Source organism: Bradyrhizobium huanghuaihaiense, assembly GCF_025200885.1.
Lineage (GTDB): Bacteria > Pseudomonadota > Alphaproteobacteria > Rhizobiales > Xanthobacteraceae > Bradyrhizobium > Bradyrhizobium huanghuaihaiense.
Window position 1 is genome coordinate 5,599,858 of sequence record NZ_CP104172.1, and the last position, 21,143, is coordinate 5,621,000.

General features: G+C 65.1%; 25 protein-coding genes. 5 read left to right on the forward strand and 20 right to left on the reverse strand.

Annotated features, from left to right (window positions below; genetic code table 11):
- Nucleotides 1-7: 7 nt before the first annotated feature.
- From N2603_RS26935 to N2603_RS26955, 5 genes are all read right to left on the reverse strand, one after another.
- The gene (locus N2603_RS26935; protein WP_260384518.1) at nucleotides 8-691 is read right to left on the reverse strand and encodes a 4-carboxy-4-hydroxy-2-oxoadipate aldolase/oxaloacetate decarboxylase; all 684 of its coding nucleotides are present in this window, start codon (nucleotides 689-691) and stop codon (nucleotides 8-10) included.
- Nucleotides 688-1,401 (reverse strand): PIG-L deacetylase family protein, encoded by a 714-nt coding sequence (locus N2603_RS26940; RefSeq protein ID WP_211403268.1) that lies wholly within the window; start codon nucleotides 1,399-1,401, stop codon nucleotides 688-690. The genes N2603_RS26935 and N2603_RS26940 overlap by 4 nt, the downstream gene beginning before the upstream one ends.
- A 68-nt stretch (nucleotides 1,402-1,469) precedes the next feature.
- Complete coding sequence (gene dctA, locus N2603_RS26945) at nucleotides 1,470-2,771, reverse strand: C4-dicarboxylate transporter DctA (protein WP_260384519.1); 1,302 nt, start codon at nucleotides 2,769-2,771, stop codon at nucleotides 1,470-1,472.
- On the reverse strand, nucleotides 2,768-3,652 hold the full coding sequence (locus tag N2603_RS26950; RefSeq protein ID WP_260384520.1) for an amidohydrolase family protein: 885 nt from the start codon (nucleotides 3,650-3,652) through the stop codon (nucleotides 2,768-2,770). Before N2603_RS26950 ends, dctA begins: the two co-directional genes overlap by 4 nt.
- 30 nt (nucleotides 3,653-3,682) lie before the next feature.
- Nucleotides 3,683-4,393 (reverse strand): TetR/AcrR family transcriptional regulator, encoded by a 711-nt coding sequence (locus N2603_RS26955; protein WP_018645594.1) that lies wholly within the window; start codon nucleotides 4,391-4,393, stop codon nucleotides 3,683-3,685.
- Between the two features lie 114 nt (nucleotides 4,394-4,507).
- Between N2603_RS26955 and N2603_RS26960 the strand changes: the two genes are divergently transcribed.
- Together N2603_RS26960 and N2603_RS26965 are read left to right on the forward strand one after the other, a co-directional pair.
- Entirely contained in the window at nucleotides 4,508-5,485 is a 978-nt protein-coding gene (locus tag N2603_RS26960; protein WP_260384521.1) for a tripartite tricarboxylate transporter substrate binding protein, read from the forward strand.
- Nucleotides 5,486-5,495: 10 nt separating this feature from the next.
- Complete coding sequence (locus tag N2603_RS26965; protein ID WP_260384522.1) at nucleotides 5,496-6,287, forward strand: ABC transporter substrate-binding protein; 792 nt, start codon at nucleotides 5,496-5,498, stop codon at nucleotides 6,285-6,287.
- A 17-nt stretch (nucleotides 6,288-6,304) separates the two neighbouring features.
- On the opposite strand, the gene N2603_RS26970 is transcribed toward N2603_RS26965, so the two are convergent.
- Nucleotides 6,305-7,450 carry a mechanosensitive ion channel family protein gene (locus N2603_RS26970; RefSeq protein ID WP_260384523.1) on the reverse strand — a complete coding sequence of 382 codons (1,146 nt, stop codon included), beginning with the start codon at nucleotides 7,448-7,450 and terminating at the stop codon, nucleotides 6,305-6,307.
- Nucleotides 7,451-7,575: 125 nt separating this feature from the next.
- On the opposite strand from N2603_RS26970, the gene N2603_RS26975 reads away from it, so the two are divergent.
- A complete protein-coding gene (locus N2603_RS26975; RefSeq protein WP_260384524.1) occupies nucleotides 7,576-8,826 on the forward strand; it encodes a DUF763 domain-containing protein in 1,251 nt (416 codons plus the stop codon).
- A gap of 34 nt (nucleotides 8,827-8,860) precedes the next feature.
- Here N2603_RS26975 and N2603_RS26980 read toward each other — a convergent pair whose 3' ends face one another.
- The 7 genes from N2603_RS26980 to N2603_RS27010 all read right to left on the reverse strand — a co-directional run bounded on the left by N2603_RS26980 (nucleotide 8,861) and on the right by N2603_RS27010 (nucleotide 12,517).
- Nucleotides 8,861-9,103, reverse strand: a complete 243-nt coding sequence (locus tag N2603_RS26980) for a hypothetical protein (protein WP_260384525.1) — start codon at nucleotides 9,101-9,103, stop codon at nucleotides 8,861-8,863.
- 33 nt (nucleotides 9,104-9,136) lie between these two features.
- Nucleotides 9,137-9,313: a hypothetical protein gene (locus N2603_RS26985; protein WP_018645588.1), complete on the reverse strand. Its 177-nt coding sequence runs from the start codon at nucleotides 9,311-9,313 to the stop codon at nucleotides 9,137-9,139.
- A 16-nt stretch (nucleotides 9,314-9,329) separates the two neighbouring features.
- Nucleotides 9,330-9,530 carry a hypothetical protein gene (locus N2603_RS26990; protein ID WP_260384526.1) on the reverse strand — a complete coding sequence of 67 codons (201 nt, stop codon included), beginning with the start codon at nucleotides 9,528-9,530 and terminating at the stop codon, nucleotides 9,330-9,332.
- A gap of 15 nt (nucleotides 9,531-9,545) precedes the next feature.
- On the reverse strand, nucleotides 9,546-9,731 hold the full coding sequence (locus N2603_RS26995) for a hypothetical protein (protein WP_035667252.1): 186 nt from the start codon (nucleotides 9,729-9,731) through the stop codon (nucleotides 9,546-9,548).
- A 142-nt stretch (nucleotides 9,732-9,873) separates the two neighbouring features.
- Nucleotides 9,874-11,145 carry a cytochrome P450 family protein gene (locus tag N2603_RS27000; RefSeq protein WP_260384527.1) on the reverse strand — a complete coding sequence of 424 codons (1,272 nt, stop codon included), beginning with the start codon at nucleotides 11,143-11,145 and terminating at the stop codon, nucleotides 9,874-9,876.
- An 81-nt stretch (nucleotides 11,146-11,226) separates the two neighbouring features.
- Entirely contained in the window at nucleotides 11,227-11,553 is a 327-nt protein-coding gene (locus N2603_RS27005; protein ID WP_018645585.1) for a hypothetical protein, read from the reverse strand.
- Between the two features lie 190 nt (nucleotides 11,554-11,743).
- Nucleotides 11,744-12,517, reverse strand: coding sequence for a ferredoxin--NADP reductase (locus tag N2603_RS27010; protein ID WP_260384528.1), 774 nt, complete (start codon nucleotides 12,515-12,517; stop codon nucleotides 11,744-11,746).
- Nucleotides 12,518-12,674: 157 nt separating this feature from the next.
- Between N2603_RS27010 and N2603_RS27015 the strand changes: the two genes are divergently transcribed.
- Together N2603_RS27015 and N2603_RS27020 are read left to right on the forward strand one after the other, a co-directional pair.
- On the forward strand, nucleotides 12,675-13,871 hold the full coding sequence (locus N2603_RS27015) for an amidohydrolase family protein (RefSeq protein WP_260384529.1): 1,197 nt from the start codon (nucleotides 12,675-12,677) through the stop codon (nucleotides 13,869-13,871).
- A 125-nt stretch (nucleotides 13,872-13,996) separates the two neighbouring features.
- Complete coding sequence (locus tag N2603_RS27020; RefSeq protein WP_260384530.1) at nucleotides 13,997-14,695, forward strand: hypothetical protein; 699 nt, start codon at nucleotides 13,997-13,999, stop codon at nucleotides 14,693-14,695.
- Between the two features lie 6 nt (nucleotides 14,696-14,701).
- Here N2603_RS27020 and N2603_RS27025 read toward each other — a convergent pair whose 3' ends face one another.
- The 7 genes from N2603_RS27025 to N2603_RS27055 form a co-directional block, all read right to left on the reverse strand.
- Nucleotides 14,702-15,073: a hypothetical protein gene (locus tag N2603_RS27025; protein ID WP_260424264.1), complete on the reverse strand. Its 372-nt coding sequence runs from the start codon at nucleotides 15,071-15,073 to the stop codon at nucleotides 14,702-14,704.
- Between the two features lie 151 nt (nucleotides 15,074-15,224).
- Nucleotides 15,225-15,692, reverse strand: coding sequence for a MarR family winged helix-turn-helix transcriptional regulator (locus N2603_RS27030; RefSeq protein ID WP_260384531.1), 468 nt, complete (start codon nucleotides 15,690-15,692; stop codon nucleotides 15,225-15,227).
- Nucleotides 15,693-15,717: 25 nt separating this feature from the next.
- Nucleotides 15,718-16,422 (reverse strand): ABC transporter ATP-binding protein, encoded by a 705-nt coding sequence (locus tag N2603_RS27035; protein WP_260384532.1) that lies wholly within the window; start codon nucleotides 16,420-16,422, stop codon nucleotides 15,718-15,720.
- Complete coding sequence (locus N2603_RS27040; RefSeq protein WP_260384533.1) at nucleotides 16,419-17,210, reverse strand: ABC transporter ATP-binding protein; 792 nt, start codon at nucleotides 17,208-17,210, stop codon at nucleotides 16,419-16,421. Before N2603_RS27040 ends, N2603_RS27035 begins: the two co-directional genes overlap by 4 nt.
- Nucleotides 17,207-19,096, reverse strand: coding sequence for an ABC transporter permease (locus tag N2603_RS27045; RefSeq protein ID WP_260384534.1), 1,890 nt, complete (start codon nucleotides 19,094-19,096; stop codon nucleotides 17,207-17,209). Before N2603_RS27045 ends, N2603_RS27040 begins: the two co-directional genes overlap by 4 nt.
- Before the next feature lie 171 nt (nucleotides 19,097-19,267).
- Complete coding sequence (locus N2603_RS27050) at nucleotides 19,268-20,470, reverse strand: ABC transporter substrate-binding protein (protein ID WP_260384535.1); 1,203 nt, start codon at nucleotides 20,468-20,470, stop codon at nucleotides 19,268-19,270.
- Between the two features lie 80 nt (nucleotides 20,471-20,550).
- Nucleotides 20,551-21,135: an amino acid synthesis family protein gene (locus N2603_RS27055; RefSeq protein ID WP_260384536.1), complete on the reverse strand. Its 585-nt coding sequence runs from the start codon at nucleotides 21,133-21,135 to the stop codon at nucleotides 20,551-20,553.
- Nucleotides 21,136-21,143 lie beyond the last annotated feature (8 nt).

Here is a 21,143-nt window from a genome sequence, read left to right on the forward strand (position 1 = left end):
GTTCCGCTCAGACGTCCTCGGGATTGTCGACATAGACGAGACCGGCCTTCGCCAAGGCCTCGCGCATGCTGTACATGTCGAGGCCCAATTCGCCCGACGCCAGCCGCTTGCGCTTGCCGCCTTCGTCGGCGTTGCGCTTCTTGGCCTTCTCGGCCACCTCGGCAGCATAACGCTTCGGCACCACGACGACGCCGTCGTCATCGGCCACGATGATGTCGCCGGGATCGACGTTGACGCCGGCACAGACCACGGGAACGTTGACCGAGCCGAGCGTGGCCTTCACGGTGCCCTTGGCCGAGACCGCGCGCGACCACACCGGAAAGTTCATCTCGTGCAGCGCTTTGACGTCGCGGCAGCCGGCATCGATGATCAGCCCCTGCACACCGCGCGCCTGCAGCGAGGTGGCGAGCAGCTCGCCGAACATGCCGTCGGTATTGTCGGTGGTGCAGCCGACGACGAGGATGTCGCCTTTTTTGCACTGCTCGACCGCGACATGGATCATCCAGTTGTCGCCGGGCTGCGCCAGCACGGTGACCGCGGGACCGGCGATCGAGGCCCCCGCCCAGACGGGACGCAAGTAAGGCTTCATCAGGCCAAGGCGGCCATAGGCCTCGTGCACGGTGGAGACGCCGTACTCGGCCATGCCGGCAGGATCGGCGCGCTTGATGTTACGGACGACGACGGGCTTCATGCCAATTCCTCCGCAACCGTCGGGAACAGGCGCTGATAGGCCTCGCCATAGGTCATGGGCACGCCGGTGTTGCGGCTGCCCTGGATGCCACGGTTGAGCGCGACGCGCTCGTAATAGCCCCACAGGTGCTTCTGTGCGGCCAGGATCTGGAACGCCTCGTACTTCTCCTTCCAGACCTCGTCGATCTTGAGGATCGTGTCGGGCTTGTAATTGCACTGCTCGGGCTGGTGCGGCTCGAACAGGAACACCGGCGGCGCGGAATATTTGTACTGGGCGCCGGGCTTATGGCCCATCGCCTGCGCGACCACGCGGGTCTCCTGGGCGAAATGCGCCGCGTTGGGATGGTCGAAATTATAGGGGTCTTCCAGCGCATGCGTCAGCACGAAGCTCGGATTGAGCTCGCGGTAGATGTCGACCATGCGGTCGAAATGCGCCTCGGTGAGTTTGAGCGGATAGTCGCCGCAGTCGAAGAACTCGATCTCGGCACCCAGCAGCTTGGCCGCCCGCTCCGCCTCGTCCTTGCGGCCGGCCTTGACCGATTCCAGCGTCGCGCCCTTCTCCTTCCAGGCGAACTGGCTCTCGCCGCGCTCGCCGAAGGACATGCACACGATCTTCATGCGATAGCCCTTCTTCGCATGCAGCGCGATGGCGCCGCCGGCGCGCCAGACGAAATCGCCGGGATGGGCGGTGACGACGAGACCTGTTTTCATGGGAGAACTCCCCTCTTTCGTTCGTAAGCATCATAGGCCGCCCGCGTCACGCCGGCAGCAGGTTCATTTCAAGCGACAGCGATCGCGGAGTCCTCGCCGTCGAGCACGCGCTGCAGCCGCTCACCGTCGAGCGCGCCTTCCCATTTGGCAATCGCGATGGTCGCGACCGCGTTCCCGATCAGGTTGGTCGGCGTCAGACCCTGCGACATCAGGCGGTGGATGCCGAGCACCAGCGCGACGCTCGTCACCGGAATGGTGCCGGTCGCCGACAACGTCGCCGCCAGCACGACGAAGGCCGCGCCTGCGATCCCCGCCGCGCCCTTGGAGGTCACGAGCAGGATCAGCAAGAGCTCGATCTGCTCGGCGAGCCCGAACGGCGTGTTGGTCGCCTGCGCCAGGAACACCGAGGCGGCGGCAAGGTAGAGGCAGGTGCCGTCGAGATTGAAGGAATAGCCGGTCGGGATCACCAGCCCGACCACGCTCTTCTCGCAGCCGGCCCTCTCCAGCTTGGTCAGCATCCGCGGCAGCACCGTCTCCGACGACGTCGTGGCGATGCAGATCAGCAGCTCCTCCCAGATGTAACGGATCAGCTTGAGCAGCGAGAAGCCGCAGAGCCGCGCGACCGGACCGAGCGCAATGACAATGAAGACCAGGCAGGTCAGATAGAACCCACCGAGCAGCTTGCCGAGCGAGGCCAGCGAGCCGACGCCGAACTTGCCGACCGTGAACGCAATCGCGCCGAACGCGCCGATCGGCGCCGCCCACATCACGAAGCCGACCACGGCGAACACCATCTTGGCGGCGATGTCGATCAGATGGACCAGAGGCGCGGCCCTCTCGCCGAGCTGCACCAGCGCGAAGCCGCACAGCACGGAGATGAACAGAACCTGGAGGATGTTTCCTTCCGCAAAGGCACCGACGAACGTCGCCGGTACGATGTTCATCAGGAACGGCACGAAGCCGATCGCGCCGGTCTGCTTGACGTACGGCTCGATCGCGCTGGCATTGATGCTGGCGGGATCGATGTTCATGCCGACGCCGGGCCGGAGCAAATTCACCGCAACGAGACCGATGATCAGCGCGATCGTGGTCATGATCTCGAAATAGATGATCGCCTTCACCGCGACGCGCCCGACCCGCGCCATGTCGGCCATGTGCGCGATGCCGTGCACGACGGTGCAGAAGATGATCGGCGCGATCAGCATCCGGATTGCCTTGATGAAGGCGTCCCCGAGCGGCTGCATCTTGGCGCCCGCCTCGGGGCTCACGATCCCAAGCGCGATACCGGCCGCCATGGCGATGAGCACCTGGATCCAGAGCTCCCTCCACCAGGCGCGGCCGCGCGGCTTGTCGATCGCCAGTGCCGTCATCGATCGAACTCGAACAGGCGCGCCGGATTGTCGACGAGGATTTTTTGCTGGAACTCCGGCTCCGGCGCGAATAGCGGAATCAGATCGACGAGGTCGCCGTCATTCGGCATCACCTTGACATTGGGATGCGGCCAGTCGGTGCCCCAGATGACGCGGTCGGGCGCAGTCTCGACGATTTTTCGCGCGAACGGCACGGCATCGGTAAAGGGCGGACCGGCCGAGGACACGCGCTCGGAGCCGCAGATCTTGACCCAGCACTTCTCGTCGCGCTGCATCAGCTCGATCAGGATCTTGAACGGAAGCTGATCGAGCCCCTCGGACGCCTTCACCCGGCCCATATGGTCGATGGTGTAGCTCAGCGGCAGCCTGGTCAGCATGTCGGCATATTCAGGCAGGTCGATCGCATCGAAATGCAGGTCGATGTGCCAGCCGAGCGGCGTGACCATCGCGACGATGCGGTCGAACACGCGCTTGTCGGGCACGCCGCCGAGATGGCGGACAAAGTTGAAACGACAGCCGCGGAAGCCGCCTTCGTGCAGCACACGGAGCCCGCGCTCGGTGATGGTATGGTCGATATTGGCGACCGCGCGGTAGGCGCCGTTGCTCTCAGCGATCGCATCGAGCGCCACCGTGTTGTCGGTGCCGTGCACGCTGGCATTGACGATCACGGCCCGCTCCACCCCGAGCTTGGCATGCACGATGCGAAAATCCTCAAGCGGCGCATCGGGCGGCGTGTAGGAACGGTCAGGCGCATAAGGATATTTCGAGCCGGGCCCGAAGATATGGCAATGCGCGTCGCAGGACAGCTTTGGCAGCTTGAACTTCGGCGTGCGCGTATCAGGGTCGGGCGGCGGAATGGTCGGCGTGTACATCATGGCCATCACTTGAATCGCCGAGCGAGACGATTTCCTTCAAGTCTTGCTGCTGACGACCGGTCGCCGCCGTGCCGGCGCGGCCTGGTCGAGCGCCGGCGCCTGGAACGCGGCGACAGTGGCCTGCACCAACTGCTCGATGGCGCCTGCGGCATCGCTGCCGTCGGCCTCGCCGCGCGACAGGCGCGAGACGCGGTCCGGCGTCACCAGCGAGTAATAGAGCGCGCCGAGCAGGAAATGGCTGCGCCAGACGATGTCGGTGCGCGGAATGTGCGGCAGGCTCTCGTGGATCGCGTCGATGAAGGCGTGGCTGGTGTCATCGAAGGTCTGCGCGATGATTTTTCGCGCAACTTCGTTGCCTTCCGCCGACATCACCGCACGCAGCCGCGTGAAGCGCGCCCCGCCACCGGCGAGATCGCTGCCCGAGGTGAAGGCCGGCACCACATAGGCACGCACGATCGCCTCCAGCCGGTCCTGCAGATCGCGCACGCGCTTTGCGGCGGCGAGCAGCTCGGAGCGGCGCAAATTCATCGGCCCGCAATGACGCCGATAGATCTCCAGCAGCAGGCCGTCCTTGGTCTTGAAATGATAGGTAACGCTGCCGGGATTGGCGCCGGCGGCCTGCGCGATGTCGCGCACCGAGACGGCATTGAAGCCGTTGGTGGCGAACAGCTCCTCGGCCGCGGCGAGGATCGCCTCGCGCATGTTCGGCTTGCGGGCCGTTTCCTTGCTGGTGGGCTTGCGTACCATGTGATTTGTACTATCGTACAAAAGATCAGGTCTCGTCAACAAGAACCATGGGCATCGTCCGGAGCGGCTCGGAGACCGCCGTCAGGGACGGAATGCCCGCAAGGAGTGCTGGGAATGCTGGGTTTGAACACAATGATCGGCCGGCTCGCGGTCGGTGCAGGCATGCTGCTGGCAGCGAGTGCCGCGCAGGCCGACAATTATCCGAGCAAGCCGGTCCACATCCTGGTGCCCTATGCGGCCGGTGGCGCGGTCGACGTGCTCGCGCGTACGCTGGGCCAGGCACTGGCCAAGACCTGGGGTCAGCAGCCGGTGATCGACAACCGTCCCGGCGCCGGCGGCATCGTGGCGTCGCAGACGCTGGCGCAGGCCGCACCCGACGGCTACACGCTGATCCTGGTCGCGAGCGGGCATCCGCTGAACCAGTTCATCTATCCAAGCGTGCCCTACGATACGTTCAAGGACTTCACCGCGATCACCGAGGTCGCCTCCTCCCCGCTCGCGATCGTGGTGGCCAAGGACAGCCCCTACAAGACGCTCGGCGATCTCCTCGCCGCCGCCAAGAAGGATCCGGACAAGCTCTCCTACGGCATGTCCGGCAATGGCACGTCGGCGCATCTCGCCGGCGAGCTGCTGAAATACATGTCCGGCACCAAGATCGTCGCGATCCCCTACAAGGGCGGCGCACCGGCGCTGACGGCGGTGATCGCCGGCGAGATCCCGCTCAGCATCAATCCGCTCGCGGAAGCCATCGGCCAGCTCGAAGGCGGCCCGGTCCGCGCGCTCGCGGTGACCTCGGCCGAACGCTCCAAGGCGCTGCCGGATGTTCCGACCATCGCCGAGGCCGGCGTGCCCGGCTACGACGTCTCGGTCTGGTGGGGCCTGCTGGGTCCGGCCAAGATGCCGCCGGAGATCGTCGCCAAGCTCGAGACCGACCTCAAGGCCGCGCTGCAAGACCCCAGCGTGCTGTCGACGCTCGCCAAGATCGGCGCAGCCCCCGTCGGCTCCTCCGCCAAGGATTTTGACGCCTACATGCATGCCGAGGCGACCAAATGGGAGCCGGTGCTGAAGGCCGCCAACATCCGCGCGCAGTGAGGCTCGTGCCATGAGGACCTCAGGGCACATTACGCGCTCCGCCCTGCTCGCAGTTGCAGTCATCAGCCTGCTCGGCGCGCCCGCGCGCGCCGACGGCGAAGCAAAGCTGCTGGCGCCGAGCGGCACCTTGCGCGTCGGCATCTATCCGGGCAGCCCGACCTCGATGGTCACAGATCCGGCCGGCAAGCCGCACGGCCTCGCTTACGATCTCGGCGGCGAGCTGGCAAAACGGCTCGGCGTCGGCATCGACTATGTCAGGTTTCAACGCGTCGCCGACATCGTCACCGCGGTCCATGACGGCCAGGTCGATTTCACCGTGACCAACGCCACACCGGCCCGCGCGAACGAAGTCAGCTTCAGCCAGCCGGTGCTTTCGATCGAGCTGGGTTTTCTCGTCCCGGCGAATTCGCCGATCGGCAAGATCGAGGATATCGACAGACCGGGTGTGAAGATCGGCGTCACCAAGGGCTCGACCTCCGAGCGCGTCCTGCCGGCGAAATTCAAGACGGCAACCATCGTTCCCGCCGAAAGCGTCAAGGTCACCATTGCCATGTTCGGCCGCGGCGAGGTCGACCTCTACGCCACCAACAAGCCGACGCTGTTCGAAATGTCCGACCAGATGCCGGGCGCCAAGATCCTCGACGGCAATTGGGGGCTGGAGCACATGGCGATCGCAATCCCCCGTGGGCGCGAGGACGCGCTTCCCCTGCTCAACCGCTTCGTGGCCGAAGAGCGATCATCCGGTGCGCTGGACACGATCCAGCAGCAGGCGGGCCTGCGCGGCGCGATCAAGGCGAAATAAGGGAAGCACCGCACCGGTCAATTGTGGGCACTCGCCCGCATCCGCTCCGGCGCGGCGGGGCGCTGGAGCAGTTCGATGTCATCGCCCCCTCCCTGCGGGATCAGGGTTGCGCGCTCGCGCGGCAGCGCTTCCGGCATCTCGTCGCGGATGAAGGCGATCAGCTTCTCTCGCATCTCGCAGCGCAGGTCCCAGGACTGCGGCGCATTCCGCGCGCTGACCAGCGCGCGCAGTTCGATGGTGCGCGAATCGGCGTCGATCACCTGGAGATTGACCACTTCGCCGTCCCAAAGCTTGGACTCCTTCACCGCCCCCTCCAGCCAGCGCCGGATGCGCGGCACATCGGCGCGATAATCGACATGCAGCGCGATCACGCCGATCAGCGAGGCGGTGTCGCGGGTCCAGTTCTGGAACGGCTTTTCGATGAAGTAGGACAGCGGCACCACCATGCGTCGCCAGTCCCAGAGCCGGATCACCACATAGGTCGAGGCGATATCCTCGACCCAGCCCCACTCGTTCTCGATGATCACGGCATCCTCGATCCGGATCGGCTGGGTGATCGCAATCTGCAAGCCAGCGATGAGATTGCTGAGCAGCGGACGGGCGGCAAGACCGACGATGATACCGGCAGCGCCCGCGGAGGCGAACAGGCTGACGCCGTATTGCCTCACCGAATCGAATGTCATCAATGCGGTCGAGACCGTGATGATGACGATGATGGTATCGGTGACGCGCTTGAACACGCGGACCTGCGTGACATGCTTGCGCGCGACGAAATTCTCGGTGACGTCGCGAAAATTCTGCAAATAGCGCGCCGCGCTCATGTCGACGACGCGGATCGAGATCCAGCCGATCAGCGCGATGAAGGCGACGACGAACAGGCGCGTGAGCGGCACACGGATGGTGTCGTCGAGCGGTGCGAGCGGCAGGACCAGCGCGACGGCGGCAAGACACAGCGCCAGCTGGGCCGGACCGGACGTGCGCTCGATGAACACGCTCAGAAGCGGAAGCCGGGTCCCGAAGGCGCGATTCAGCAGCCAGACGGCAAACCGATAAAACGACAGGGCAAGCAGCATCGCCCCCGCGACCAGGCCGAGACCGATGAACCATGATGGTATCCACCCGAACATCTTGTCGATGTCGGCCATGAGGGCCTGCCAATTCATTGCTGTTCCCGTCTTGCATTCGCGTCAGCGCTCAACGCCTCCCGGCCGGCTTCGCTCCCCCGCCTCGTGCAACGCAGCATTCCGCTGGTGCAACTGTCGCCGACCTGCGCTAGTTTGTGGTTCGCATGACCAGACGAACCGGCAGCGCCGATCTTCCTCTCCACACCGGACGGGTTCCGCCGTGGCTCGCGAGCCGCATGGCAACGCTCGGCGCGATCGTCACGCAGGCGGTCGTGCATTATTACGGGCGCGATGCATTCCTGCAGCGGCTGTCGCATCCGTTCTGGTTCCAGTCGTTCGGCGCCGTGATGGGGATGGATTGGCACTCCTCGGGAATCACCACTTCGGTGATCGGCGCGCTGAAGCGCGGTCTCGGCCCGCTCCAGGACGAGCTCGGCATCTATGTGTGCGGCGGCCGCGGCCAGCATTCGCGCAAGACGCCGGACGAGCTGCTGCAGCTCGGCGATCGCGTCGGATTCGACGGCGCAAAGCTGACGCGCGCCAGCCGCCTGGTGGCCAAGGTCGACAGCGCCGCGGTGCAGGACGGATTCGATCTCTATCTCCACGGCTTCTTCGTCACCAATGAGGGCAAGTGGACGGTGGTGCAGCAGGGCATGAACGGCGACAAGCGCCAGGCCCGCCGCTATCACTGGCATTCCGAGGCGCTGAAGAGCTTTGTCGATGCGCCCCACAGCGCGATCGACGGTCCCGCCCAAGGCGAGATCGTCAATCTCACCGATCACCGCGCCGACGTCTCGCGCACCGCGCAGCTCGAACTTCTCGGTGATCTCGGCCCCGATCGCATCGTCGCCGAATTCGAACGGCTCACCAACACGACGCCCGAGCCGGCGCAAGCCATGCTGCCGCATCTGATCATGCCTGATCATCACGACGTCAGGCCCAAGGACGTGTTCGCCCGCCGCCTGCACGGCACGCTGGCTGCGGCAGCCGAGCGTGGCCCGGTCGACTTCCCGGAGCTGTTGCTGACGCCGGGCGTCGGCGCCCGCACGGTGCGTTCGCTGGCGATGGTGGCCGAGGTCGTGCATGGCGCGCCCTACCGCTTCACGGACCCGGCGCGCTTCTCGCTCGCCCATGGCGGCAAGGACCGGCATCCCTACCCCGTCCCGATCAAGGTCTATGACGAGACCATCCGCGTGCTGAAAGGCGCAATCCAGAACGCAAAGCTCGGGCGCGAGGAAGAGATGCAGGCGCTCAGGCGCCTCGACGACCAGGCGCGGCGGCTGGAACGGACCGCACGTGGACCGTCGGTGGAGTCGTTCATCGCGGGTGAACGTGCCGCCTCGCCCGATCTCGACGGTCGCTCCGTGTTCGGCTGGGAGCGCGAGCTTGCGACCACGAAAAAGCGGACCGGCTGAACACCGGTCCGCGAGTTGGTCGAAAGGACTCCTCTCAGGGCTCGTCCGTCCCCGGCTCCTGATCGAGCCGGTTGGCTGCGTGATCCTGATACTGTTCGGTCTGGATGGACTTGCCGTCCATGCCGCGAATGTCCGAATGCTGCTTCTTGTCGCGGTTCGACAGCACCATGTTGTCGCCGATCTTGTCCTTGGGTACGTCGGTTAATCCGCCGGTGCCGTCGCCCTTACCGTGCATCCCGGACCTGAAATGCGTCTTGCTGCCATGCCCACTTGGCATCGCTCTCTCCTCTTGCAGTGATCTTGCGAAGGCTCAGTGCTTCTGTTGCGCCGGCGTCGGTTTCGGCGGCTTGTGGCCGCTCTGGCCGGGATTGTTGTGCTTGTTGTGGTCGCTCTCTGCCAACGCCTGATCCAGCTCTCGCCCGTCGGGAAGATCAGGCTTGCGCTCGAGAATGCGGACCTGCTGCTCATGGGTCTTTTTGCCTTGCATGCTGGCTCTCCCGTCTTTACCTGCCTCCCCTCTTGCCGGCCGTGTCGTGCGTGTGATGGGAGTCGCGCTCGCCTCCACCACCCGAGACGCGGCTGTGGCTTCGCTGCGGATCGTCGGCAGGCGGTTTCTTGATCTCCAGCGGCGCCTTTGCGTTCTCGTGCGATGCGCCGGGTCCGCCCTGCCGGATGCTGTTCGGTGTCTTGGTGGATGTCGACATGAAGCGTCGTCCTCCTCAGCGGTCCTGCTGATAACCTTGATTGGTCGTGTTCTGCTTGATGTTGCCCTGGTCTCCCTGCTGGTCCGGATTTTCCGTGCGCTGTTGTCCGCGCGGCGTCTGCTTGGCTGACGTTTGCTTGCTGTCGCCAGTTCCCTTGGGGCTCTGATTGTCGGGCGGAACAGGTGGCATTCTGGTGCTCATGATCCAGACTCCTCAAGAGATGTGGAATCCTTGCGGCACGGAACCTGTTCGTCGCGTGCCGAGGTCCTGGTGACAACAGCGACCGCCGAACACCGTTCCTGACTGATCACAGCTGCGACGATTTTCCGAAGCGCAGGAAACGTCAGTCCGCCTGTGCGAGGGAACGATCAACCATGATTCGCGCGGACGCCGCGACATCTGTTCCCCTGGCCTCTGCCGTGACGGGAAGCTTCGCGATCGCGCGCAGGCCCGGGCGCCTGCGCCAGCGGACCTGCGCGGGATCGACGGCCAGACCAAGCTTCGGCCATCGTTCCAACAGCGCCTCCAGCGCGCACGCCGCCTCGATCCGCGCAAGCTGATGGCCAAGACAAAAATGAATTCCCGTCCCGAACGACATGTGGCGGTTCGGCTTGCGCGCAAGGTCGAGCCGTTCCGGCTGGTCGTGCACCGCCGGATCCATGTTCGCGGCGGCGAGCATGACCATGACGCGATCACCCTTCTTCAGTCGCACGCCCGCGAGCTCGGTATCCCGCCGCACATAGCGCGGCTTGGAGAATTGCACCGGCGAGACGAAGCGCAGGAATTCCTCGACGGCGAGCGCGATGCGGCCAGAGTCTTGCTCCAGCCAGTCGCGCAAGGCCGGATTCCTGAGAAGTTCATAGACCGAACCGCTGATGAGATGCGTCGTGGTCTCCGAGCCCGCAGCCAGCAGGAGGAACACCATCGACACCATCTCGTCCGGCGTGATCTGCCCGCCCTCGCGCTCGACCTGGATCAGCTCGGCGATCAGGCCCTCGCCGCCCCGCACGCGCGCGATCTGCAACTGTTCCGCGAGATACCGCCGCATCTTGCGGAATGCGAACAGCAACCGAAAGAAACTGAGGGCATTCGTGAGAGACGACATTGAATTCGCCCAGGCGATGAACCTCGGACGGTCCGCGGTCGGCAGGCCCAATAGTTCGCAGATGACCGACAGCGGCAGCAGCCGGGCATAGCGCTGCACGAGATCGGCGGGGCTGCCGCCAGCAAACAGATCGTCGGCGAGCCCGTCCGCAATGGCGCGAATGCGCGGCTCCATCGCCACGATGGCACGCCGACGGAAGGCCTCGTCCACGATGCTGCGCAGCCGCGTATGGTCCGGCTCGTCCATCGTCAGCATGTTGTTGGCGATGGTCTTCACATATTTCGGCATCCACCAGCGCAGACCTGCGACGTCGCCGTCTTCCTTGCGCAGCGTGAAAGTCACGCCGTCCTTCAGGACCTCTGCCGTGGCGTCATGCGTGGTGGTGATCCAGACCTCGCCGACCAGCGGAAAGCGCGTCGCGACCACCGGGCCGGAGGCGCGCAGCGTCGCGATCGCCTTGGGCGGATCGCGGAAGAAGGCCTCGCTGGTGAAATCGAGGCGCGGTGTCATGGCATCACCATAGTGGTTGGCGCCTCAACCAGATGGTGTGCGCGCGGCGGCGCGCAAGGGCCCGAACCGGCGGAAGAGAGCCTATCCGCGCCCGGGCGAACGCTGGCCGGTCTTGCGTTGCTGCTGGTTGGTATAGGAGTCCCAATGGCTCCAGCTGCCGTTGCTGAGGCTTTGCAGGTCGGTGCCAAGCGGACGGCGCGTGCGCTTGTCGTGGTCGGCGATGACGCGCTCGGACTGCGCGATCTTGCGCTTGAGTTCCGCGATCGTCTTCTGGGTCTGGCCGTCCCGCTTCGACGAGGCGATCTCACCCATCGTGAAGCGCGCAGTCTCCAGCGCCTTCAACTCGGCGCGATTCTTCTTCAACTGAACCCGGTGCCAGGCGATGTTGCTGTCGCTGTCCGCAACCATGTGGGAACTCCGCTGATTCGGTCACACATAGTATCGTGCGCCGAATCGGCGCCGCAACGCCCCGGCGGTGGCGAAAATACGATCTTCTCGCGCAGAAATTCTGTGCCTGGAGCCCCGGAACGGGGTTCTAGATTCTCATTTTGACGCGTTTTCTTGACGCGAACCGGTACCCACTTCGCTCGAAAACGCTTTAGCGCTCGGCAAAGGCCTTTTCGACCACGAACTGAGCCGGCTCGCCGTGATTGCCCTCGAGGAAGCCGCGCTCACCGAGCAGCACGCGGGTATCCGCCACCAGCGCCGGGCTGCCGCAGATCATGACGCGATCATGGGCGGCTTCCAGCGCCGGCAGGCCGATATCGGTGAACAGCTTTCCTGATGTGATGAGGTCGGTGATGCGGCCGCGGTTGCGGAAGGGATCGCGGGTCACGGTCGGGTAGTAGATCAGCTGGCTCTGGATGTACTCGCCGAGCAGCTCGTCCTTCGGCAGATGCTCGGTGATCATCTCGCCATAGGCGAGCTCCTTGACGTGCCGGCAGCCGTGCAGCAGCACCACCTTCTCGAACCGCTCGTAGGTCTCGGGGTCCTTGATCACGCTCAGGAACGGCGCAAGGCCGGTGCCGGTGCCGATGAGGTAGAGGTTGCGCCCCTCCTCCAGATTGTCGATCACCAGCGTGCCGGTGGCCTTGCGGCTGACGATGATCTCGTCGCCTTCCTTCAGATGCTGGAGCCGCGAGGTCAGCGGACCGTCCGGCACCTTGATCGAGAAGAACTCCAGCGTGTCCTCGTAATTGGCGCTGGCGACGCTGTAGGCCCGCAGCAGCGGCTTCTCGCCGACCTTGAGCCCGATCATGGTGAACTCGCCGTTGCGGAAGCGGAAGGTCGGGCTGCGGGTGGTTTTGAAGGAGAACAGCGTGTCGGTCCAGTGGTGGACGCTCAAAACGCTTTCCTGATTGAAATTGCTCATCTCACCCTTCCGTTTCGCTTCTGTGCGGTTCCGAGGCGGTCAGCTATGCGTCGTTTGTACACGATCATTCGTATACTAATGAATAATCCGGCTTGATCCCGCGGTCAAGGCTGCCCAAGATCGGAAGCGTTGCAGTTAGGAATAAGGAGCCCCTTCCATGGCGCATGACGCACCCCAGGCCACCGGACCCTCGAAGCTGGTGATCCGCAATATCGGCCTGATCCTGTCCGGCGCGCTGGAAAAGCCGATCCTGGACGGCGACACCATCGTCGCCGAGAACGGCAAGATCACCGCGATCGGCCGCTTCAAGGACCTCGATACCGAAGGCGCGACCACCATCGTCGAGGCGAACGGCACGACCGTCGCGCCCGGCCTGATCGACAGCCATGTCCACCCCGTCGCCGGCGACTGGACGCCGCGGCAGAACCAGATCGGCTGGATCGACAGCAATCTGCATGGCGGCGTCACCACCATGATCTCCGCCGGTGAAGTGCACATGCCGGGCAGGCCCCGCGACGTCGTCGGGCTGAAGGCCATGGCGATCTTCGCCCAGCGCGCCTTCTGGAATTTGCGGCCCGGCGGCGTGAAGGTTCACGCCGGCGCGCCCGTGATCGAATGCGAGATGGTCGAGGAGGATTTCAAGGAACTGGCCGCGGCCGGCGTCAAGCTGCTCGGCGAAGTCGGCCTCGGCGGCGTGAAAGACGGCCCCACTGCGCGAAAAATGGTCGGCTGGGCGCGCAAATACGGCATCCAGAGCACCATCCACACCGGCGGCCCCTCGATCCCCGGCTCCGGCCTGATCGACAAGGACGTGGTGCTGGAGGCCGACACCGACGTGGTCGGCCACATCAATGGCGGCCACACTGCCCTGCCCGACGACCAGATCCGCTGTATCTGCGAGGGCTGCAAGCGCGGCCTCGAGATCGTGCACAACGGCAATGAGCGCTCAGCCCTGTTCACGCTGCGCATTGCGCGCGAGATGGGCGATCTGCATCGCGTCATCCTCGGCACCGATGCGCCCGCCGGCTCCGGCGTGCAGCCGCTCGGCATTTTGCGCATGGTCTCGATGCTGTCCTCGCTTGGCGAGCTGCCGGCCGAGCTCGCCTTCTGCCTTGCCACCGGCAACACCGCGCGCATGCGCCAACTCGATTGCGGCCTGATCGAGGTCGGCCGCTCCGCCGACTTCGTCATCATGGACAAGGCCCAGCACTCACCCGGCAAGAACATCCTGGAGAGCGTCCAGCTCGGCGACCTCCCCGGCATCGGCATGACCATCATCGACGGCATCGTGCGGACGCAACGCAGCCGCAATACGCCGCCCGCCGGCAAGGTGCCGGAGGTGGTGGCGAAGTGACGCAGCCGGAGCGGCGCGCCGCTCCGCATCGTCCCTCGAAGGCATTGAACAAGTCTGCTGCCTGCTGCGTCTAACGCAGGCAGCCCTCGGCGGCGGCAGTTCATTGCTGGACCATCGAGGAAGACATGAAGAGCTCATCGCGAATAGGTGCCGGCGTCGCCGGCGCGGTCGTAGGCTATGTCGCGACCTTTGTGCTGTTCTCCCTGCTCGATCTGGGCAACCATGCGGACCCGATCACATCGGGCCTGGTGGCACTGTTCTTCTACTCGCCCATGGGCGCGATCGCCGGCGCGGTGCTTGCCAGCTGGCTGGTGACGCGTTCAGGCAATTCAGGCAAGGACGCAGGTAACGGGGGCGTCGCGCGCAACAGCCTGAAGTCGCTCGGCGTCGTGGGCCTGCTCTGCGCTGCCGGGATCGGCATCTACATTGCCTACGCCTATGCGACGGCGACGCCCTGGCTCAACCGCAACGGCAACAACCCCCTGCTCGTGTTCGAGGTCCGTTTTCCGGCCGGCATCACGGTGCCGGCGTCAGCACAAGGCATCACCATCGAATTGCAGACCGACCTCAACACCATGCCGGGCGAAGTCACCCCCGCCGCCTTCTATCGTGACGGCGACCAACCCGTCATCGCCGGCGAGGTCGAGCTGGCGTTTCGCACCTCGCACCGGCAACTCGCCGTCACCATCCAGGGCCAGCCGAGCCGGATCTATCCGATCGATCTGACATCGCGCGCGCCGCATACGCCGGAGTTCGGCACGTGGCGGCGGCTCGCTGACGGCAGCGAGATTCGCTATCGCGCGAAATGGCCGGGAAAGACTTAAAGCGGATCAGCGCTTCTTTCCGATCTCACAGCGCACATAGGTCTGGCGCCTGGCCTGCCCGACCGGGCCGTTGTCCATTACCAGCCTCCCGTCCGCGGCGATGGCGACACGTGGGGTCGAACGAAACCTCTCGCCCTCGCCTTCGCAGGCGAGTTTCATTGTCCAGCCGAGCTTGCCGTCGGCGGTGATCTCGCTGGCGCGGCACCGGGTCTCGTACCAATAGAGGCGATTGCCGCCCTCGATGCTCATGCGGTTGGCGCTGTCCTGGTCGCGGCAGTCCTTTTTGGTCGATGCCCAGAAGCCTTCGTAGGGTTGGGCGGACCAAGCAGGAGCAGGAACAAGACTCAGAATCATCGCAAGCTGTGTCGCTGCTCTCATGACGAAAACCTCGATGACGTCCTCATCGAAGTTAGTCGTCCGATACCACATCATGTTCAACAGGTGCCGTAGGGTGGGCAAAGCGAAGCGTGCCCACCCTTAAGCAGTGGTGGGCACGGCGCTTCGCGCCTTTGCCCACCCTACGAGACCTTCACCGCAGCTTGTTCAACAGCGCCATCAGCATCTCGCGCTCCCGCGCGTCGAGCGGCGCCAGCGTCTCGCGGGTGATGGCGAGCGCATTCGGCGCCACCTTCTCGGCAAGCTGCTGACCCGCGCGCGTGAGGCTGACCAGCAGCCGCCGCCCGTCCTCGGGGTCCTGGCTGGTTTCGGTCAGGCCGCGCGCCGTCAGGCGGTCGATCACGCCCTTGATGGTCGCGACATCCATCGCCGTGAGACGTCCGAGCTGGTTCTGCGAGCACGGCCCGGTCTCGGCCAGCTTCGACAAGGCCGCCCATTGCGTCGGAGTGATGTTGGTGCCGATGTCGCGGGAGAAGATGGCGCTGTGGCGCTGCCAGACCTGGCGCAGGATGAAACCGACCTGCTCGTCGAGCACGTAGGACGACTTGTTGGACGATTTGGCCGGTTTGCCGTTCTTCTTCGCCGCAACGCTTCTCGCCATCCGCTCGCTGCCCTTCCCCTTGCCTTCACAACGACAGATGCGCGTCGCGGATGTCCGGACGCGCGTCGAGCTCGGCCATGGTGCCGCCGAAACAGATGCGGCCGCGCTCGATGATGTAGGCGCGATCGGAGATCAATCGCGCGAAATGCAAGTTCTGCTCGGAGACGACGATGCTGACGCCCTCCTTCTTCATGGTCAGGATGGCATCGACCATCTGCTCCACGATCTTCGGCGACAGGCCTTCCGAGGGCTCGTCCAGCAACACCAAGGACGGATTGCCCATCAGCGTGCGCGCGATGGTCAGCATTTGCTGCTCGCCCCCGCTCATGCGCCCGCCGGGGCGGTTCTTCATCTCGCCGAGATTTGGAAACAGCGCGAACAGTTTTTCGCGCGTCCAGTGCGGCGCATTCGGCCGCTTGGGCTGTTTGCCGACCTCGAGATTCTCCTCCACCGTGAGGTCGGTGAAGATACGCCGCTCCTCCGGCACGTAGCCGAGGCCATCGCGCACGATCTCATGGGTCGGCTTCGCCGAGACGTCCTTGCCCTCGAACATGATGCGGCCGGAGCGCTGCGCGACGAGGCCGACGATCGAGCGGAACGTCGTCGACTTGCCGGCGCCGTTGCGCCCGAGCAGCGCCACCACCTCGCCCTCCCCGACCTCGAAGCCGATGTCGAACAGGATATGCGCCGGGCCATAATGGCTGTTGAGGTCTTGCACCGTGAGCTTCATGTCGAGGCTCCGTCGCGGTGGCGGGCATCGTAGACGAGGCCCTCGCCGAGATAGACCGCCTGCACCTGCGGATTGCCGCGCACCTCGGCCGGCGAGCCCTCGGCGATCAGCGTGCCGCGGTTGAGCACGATGATGCGGTCGGCATGCTCGAACACCACGTCCATGTCGTGCTCGGTGAAGAGCACGCCGATCGACTTTTCCCGCGCGATCTGAGCCGTCAGCCGCATCAGATCGACGCGCTCGCGCGGCGCCATGCCGGCGGTCGGCTCGTCCATCAGGAGCAGCTTTGGCTCATTGGCCAGCGCGACCGCAAGCTCGAGCCGCTTGAGGTCGCCATAGGCGAGCTCGCCGCAGGGACGATCGGCGTAGCCGCCCATGCCGACCAGCTCGAGCAGCCGCCCGGCCTCGCCGCGGTCGAAATTCGGCGCCGAGCCGAACAGATTGAACAGCTGCTTCCCGTGCGAGATCAGCGCGACCTGGACATTCTCGCGCACCGTCATGGTGGCGAAGGTCGCGGTGATCTGGAAGGTGCGGCCAACGCCCATCCGCCAGATCTCGCGCGGCTTCTTGCCGGTGGTCTCCTCGCCGAGCAGACGGACGTGGCCGCTATCCGGCTTGTTCTGGCCGTTGAGCATGTCGAAGCAGGTGCTCTTGCCCGCTCCGTTCGGCCCGATCAGCGCCAGGATTTCGCCGGCGCGCAGCGAGAACGAGACGCCGCGCACGGCGTGGATGCCGCCATAGGATTTGGTCAGGCCTTCGACCGCGAGAAGTGGGGGTGCAACGCTCATTCGGCGGACTCGATCGGCTTGGCAAGCAAGGGGGATCCCGGCGGCGATGACTTTCTGCGGCGCTGCGCCAGCATCTCCAGCATGCCGACGATGCCCTTGGGGAAGACGACGACGATCAGCACGATGAAGCCGCCGAGCACGAGTTTCGACAGATCGGTCTGGCTGACCAGCCAGATGTTCAACGCCTTGTAGACGATGGCGCCGATCACCGCGCCCGACACCGTCTCGACGCCGCCGAGTAGCACCATGACCAGCGCATCGACCGAGAGCGAGATGCCGAGATTGTCGGGGAAGACGCTGCCCTTCAGATACGCGAACAGCGCCCCGCCGATGCCGGCGGTGGTGCCCGCGATCACGAAGGTGGTCCACTGGATCCGCTTGGCGTTAATGCCGATCGCCTCGGTGCGCAGCAGCGAGTCGCGCGTGGCCCGCAGCGCGTAACCGAATGGCGAGAACACCATGACCCGCAAGACGATCGTGACGAGCGCGGCGACGCCGAGCGCCAGCCAATAGAAGTGCGACGGACTCGCCGCCCACTTCTCGGGCCATACCCCGAGAATGCCGTTGTCGCCGCCCGTGACGCTCACCCACTGGAACGCGATCGACCAGACGATCTGGGCGAAGGCCAGCGTCAGCATGGCGAAATAGACGCCGGAGAGCTGCACCGCGAAGAAGCCGAATACGGCGGCGCCCATGCAGCCGAGCAGCGGCCCGAGCAGCAGGCAGACGATCATCGGCAGCCCCGCCATCTTGGCGAGGAAGGCGATGCCGTAGGCGCCGAGGCCGAAATAGGCGGCGTGGCCGAACGAGGCGAGCCCGCCGACCGACATCAGGAAGTGCAGGCTGACCGCGAAGATCACGAAGATCGCAATCTCCGCGCCGACTGTCAGCGCGTAATTGCCGGCGAACAGCGGCAGCGTCGCCGCGATGACGAGCGCCGCCAGGGAGGCCAGCCGCTCGTTCGACGTCAGCGGCCGCCAGGGATTGACGGTGAGACCCGGCGTCTTGCGCGCCGCCGCCTCCGGCTTGCCGAACAGGCCCCAGGGCCGCACGATCAGCACCACCGCCATCACCAGGAAAACCAGGATGATGGAAATCTTCGGGAAGATCAGGATGCCGAAAGCGTTGAGCTCGGAGACCAGCACCGCGGCGACGAAGGCGCCGACGATGCTGCCGAGGCCGCCGATCACGACGACGACGAAGACCTCGACGATGATGCGCAGGTCCATAGCGTGGTGCACGGCATCGCGCGGTATCTGGAGCGCGCCGCCGAGGGCGGCGAGGAAGACGCCGACCGCGAACACCGATGTGAACAGCCATTTCTGATTGACGCCGAGCGCTGCGACCATGTCGCGGTCCTGCGTCGCCGCGCGCACCAGCACGCCCCAACGCGTGCGCTGGAACAAGAGCCAGAGAATGCCGAGCACGACAGGACCGAGCACGATCAGGAACAGATCGTAGCTCGGGATGTTCTGGCCGAAGAAATCGATCGCGCCCTTGAAGCCCGGCGCGCGGCGGCCGACGAGATCGTCGGGACCCCAGACCAGCACGACGAGGTCCTCGACCATCAAGGTCAGGCCGAAGGTCGCGAGCAGCTGGAAGAGTTCGGGCGCGTGATAGATGCGGCGGAGCAAGACCATCTCGACCAGCACGCCGATCAGCGCCACGGCGAGTGCGGCCAGCACGATGCTGCCCCAGAAGCCGAACGCGCCGGAAAGGCGCTCCGTCAGCGTGAAGGCAATGTAGGCGCCGATCATGTAGAAGGCGCCGTGCGCGAAATTCACGATCCGGGTCACGCCGAAGATGATCGACAGGCCCGACGCCACCAGGAACAGCGACGCTGCGCTGGCGAGACCGGTCAGAAACTGTACGACGTAAAAGGCCATCTTCGGTCCGGGTTGGGTCTGAATTTCACCTCTCCCCGCTCTTGCGGGGAGAGGTCGGATCGCCCTTGCGATCCGGGTGAGGGGCTCTCTCGACGAGCGCGGGGCGTGGAGAGAGCCCCTCACCCCAACCCTCTCCCCGCAAGAGCGGGGAGAGGGAGAGATAAAGAAGGATCAATCCTTCGGCCGCAGCTTCTCGACTTCGGCGTCGCTCGGCAGATAGTCCGCGCCCTTCTTGTACGACGAATCCACCATCACGCCCTTGCCGTCCTTCAGCGCGGTCTTGCCGACGTAAGCGCCGAGCGTCGACTGATGGTCGATCTTGCGGAAGGTGATCTCGCCGAAGGGCGAGCCCATCGACAGACCCTCAGCCGCGGCAATCAGCTTCTCCGGATCGTTCGAGCCGGCCTTCGCGAGAATGGCGGCCGCCGACTTGATGGTCTGGTAGCCGACGATCGAGCCGAGGCGCGGATAGTCGTTGTACTTGGCCTGATAGGCCTTCAGGAACGCATCATGCTCGGGCGTCTTGATCGAGTACCAGGGATAGCCGGTGACGATCCAGCCCTCCGGCGTCTCGTCCTTGAGCGGATCGAGATATTCGGGCTCGCCGGTCAGGAAGGACACGACCTCGCGCCCCTTGAACAGGCCGCGCGTGTTGCCTTCGCGCACGAGCTTGACGAGGTCGGCGCCGAAGGTGACGTTGAGGATCGCTTCGGGATTGGCGGCGGCAACCGCCTGCACCACCGGCCCCGCGTCGATCTTGCCCTGCGGCGGCCACTGCTCGTCGACCCACTGGATGTCCGGGCGCTTCTCCGACATCAGCTTCTTGAACACGGCGACCGCCGACTGGCCGTACTCGTAGTTCGGCGCGATCGTCGCCCAGCGTTTTGCGGGCAGCTTGGCGGCAGCTTCCACCAGCATCGCGGCTTGCATGTAGTTGGAGGGACGCAGACGGAACGTGTACTTGTTGCCCTTGGACCAGGTCACCGCGTCCGTCAGCGGCTCGGCCGCGAGGAAGAACACCTTTTTCTGGTTGGCGAAGTCGCTGACCGCGAGGCCGATGTTCGACAGGAACGTGCCGGTCAGCATTGCAACGCCCTCGCTGGAGACGAGCTCGTTGGCCGCGGTCTGCGCATCGGCCGGCTTGCCGCCATCATCCTTGGAGACGACGACCAGCTTCTTGCCGTTAATGCCGCCGGCCGCGTTGACCTCTTCCACCGCAAGCTGCCAGCCCTTGCGATAGGGCTCGGTGAACGCCGGCAGCAGCGAATAGCTGTTGATCTCGCCGATCTTGATGTCCTGCGCCGCGGCCGAATGGGCCATGCCGCCCGCCAGAAGCGCGAAGGCCGCCCCCACAAAATAGTCTCTCGCTCGCATCCCAACCTCCAGTTTTGAACTCTCTACGTCTTCAGCGCGATCTTGTCGGGGAAGCTGTGCCCGCCTCCCCGGTTCAAACTCTATCTCAGACCGTCCTCGCCCTTGACTTCCGCAACCGTCAGCCCGCCGACGCGCGGCAGCGGACGGCCGCTGTCGGTGACGGCGACCGCGACCATGATCTCGTTGGCGCGCGGGGCGTCGTTGATCTGCACCTCCATGCCATCGAAATGACTGCGCACGAAGGCCGCGTCCTTGTGCCCGAGCGGAATGTCGAGCGTCGTGCCCGGTCCGCTGCGCTTCTTCGACGACGGAATCAACGCGGCGCCCTTGCCCAGAACCTTGCGCACCGGCGCGCCCATCTTGGGATGAAGGATGGCGGCGGCATGCTCCAGCTCGCCGTTCTCGCCGACCGCTGCGGCCTTGCCGTAGCTCTGTGCCTTCGCGCCTTCGATGCCGAGCGCCGCCACCGCGCGCTTCGACAGGAGCTCGCCGAGCTCCTCGCCGATCGCGATCAGCGGCGAGAGATCCTCGACATATTTTCCGGCAAAGGGATTTTCGATCACGGCGATCGCGGCGGCACGCCGGGTCGGCGGCGCGACCTGGCGGCCCATCTCCATCTGCGTCTCTTCGACGACGGTGACGATCTTGCGGATGATCGCGCTCATGTTTCGCT